The organism is Acinetobacter sp. YH16053, assembly GCF_013417035.1.
Lineage (GTDB): Bacteria > Pseudomonadota > Gammaproteobacteria > Pseudomonadales > Moraxellaceae > Acinetobacter > Acinetobacter towneri.
The window spans coordinates 1-1,662 of the sequence record NZ_VPEP01000109.1 but is presented as its reverse complement, the minus strand read 5'-3'; the positions used below and the strand labels follow the sequence as shown (position 1 = coordinate 1,662).

The following is a 1,662-nucleotide window of genomic DNA, read 5'->3' as shown; positions in this document are numbered from 1 at the left end:
TGATCTGTTGGTATTCTCGTGCAGCATCTAAATTTTTGGCTTTGATGGCTTCATTTTCAAGTGCAATTCTTGGTAGCACAATTTCAGTGTTACGTTCTTCAAGCGGTCTTTTTTGTTCCTCGTCATATTGTCTGCGAAGTGCTGTAGCTTCATGCCCTTCATGATGAGTGGGTTCAAGAAAGTCTAAGCCCTGATCCTTGTAACTCCGGTGGTCGATGCGTTCGTCTAGTCCGGCATTTTCCAATACTGTGTTTACAACATTGGCAAAAGTTGCTCGGCTGTCCTTCAGGATCTCGGGACCATGGTCGTTGAAGATTCTTTGTTTCTTTCCTAATTCGCCTTTTTCATTGATGAGTCTGGTCGTGAACATCATGTGTACGTGATAGTTTTTATTATTGGTTTCATCGTTATGTTCATGTGGTGCATGGATGCAGGCATCGACAATAACATTGTGCTTGTTCACAAAGTCTCGGCAAAAGTCATCAACGATTTTTATGCGTTCTGCATCTGTTAATTCATGTGGTAAAGCACAGATATATTCTTTGGCGAGTCGTGCATTGGCTTTCATTGAGCCATTGGCATTGAATTCTTTTTTTTCTACTGTATTCCAAAGTGTTTGACGGTCTAAAAGTTTTGTATTGGTATGTTCTGGTGCATAAATATTTTTGTATTCAAGTCCCTTTTTTTTAGTGTAGTCCTGAGTCTTTCCAAAAGTCAGATCCTCTAATTTTTCACAGGCACGATAAGCAGCACAAGCAACGGCTGAACGTCCGTCACTTCGTGAGATGTTGCTTTCATTCAAATGAAAAATTGCCACTTTAAAAACCTAAATTTCTGCATACCGTGGTTTTGATTTTTGCAACTTTGAAAAAGTTGCTGACCATGCTAAAGCGAGGTCATGGGGTACAGGGGTTTCCCCTGTCGCAACGTCCACTTTTGAATGAAATGATAAAAGTGGGTAAGTGCGCCCTTCGTTTCACTCCGGGAAAACTTCGCTTCGCTACGTTTGATATTGCTCGCTTTGTTTTTTGACTCTATGATGATGTTTGATTATTGATCATCACGGTTTAATACTATGTCAGATATTCAAGAAAAGAAAGATGCAGTTTTAAAGAAGCTCACTAAAGCACAGCAGAAGAAGTTATCTCTACAAGAGCAAATTGAGTATTTGAAAAAAGAACAAGAGCAGATCTTAGAACAGGCAAAACAGAAACAGAATGAGCTTAAACTTAAGCAGCAAAAACTTTTAAGTGAAGCCAAAGCTCAAGAACGGAAAAATGAAACTAGACGGAAAATTTTGCTTGGCGCTTGGGTTTTGAATAAATTTAAGAATGATGAATCTTTTAAACATCAATGGGCTGATTTTGAGCAGTTTTTAAGTGCGGAAAGTAAGACAGAAGAAAATAGACAGAAAGATAAAGAGCTTTTTAATGATCTTTTTAAGGGATAAGTTCTAAATTTCATATAAGAGATTTTATGTTAAATATCGATATTTCAGTTCTAAAAATTTTTATAAAGTTTAAATAATTTAAGCTATAATTTTTAGCAAATCAGTCTTTATAAATTAATAATATGTATAGAGTTTTAGAAGAAATTGGTTGTGGTGGGTTTGGTCAAGTTAACTTAATTGAGTACCTAGATGGATCACAAGCGGCAAAGAAA

The 1,662-nt window shown here is 36.7% G+C and carries 2 protein-coding genes; one reads left to right on the top strand and one right to left on the bottom strand.

The window, feature by feature from the left end:
- Positions 1-817, bottom strand: an 817-nt coding sequence (gene mobQ / locus FTV43_RS15360) for a MobQ family relaxase (RefSeq protein WP_368856092.1), incomplete at its 3' end; no start/stop codon positions are given.
- 258 nt (positions 818-1,075) lie between these two features.
- On the opposite strand from mobQ, the gene FTV43_RS15355 reads away from it, so the two are divergent.
- Entirely contained in the window at positions 1,076-1,450 is a 375-nt protein-coding gene (locus tag FTV43_RS15355) for a hypothetical protein (protein ID WP_086322809.1), read from the top strand.
- The last annotated feature ends 212 nt before the right edge of the window (positions 1,451-1,662 follow it).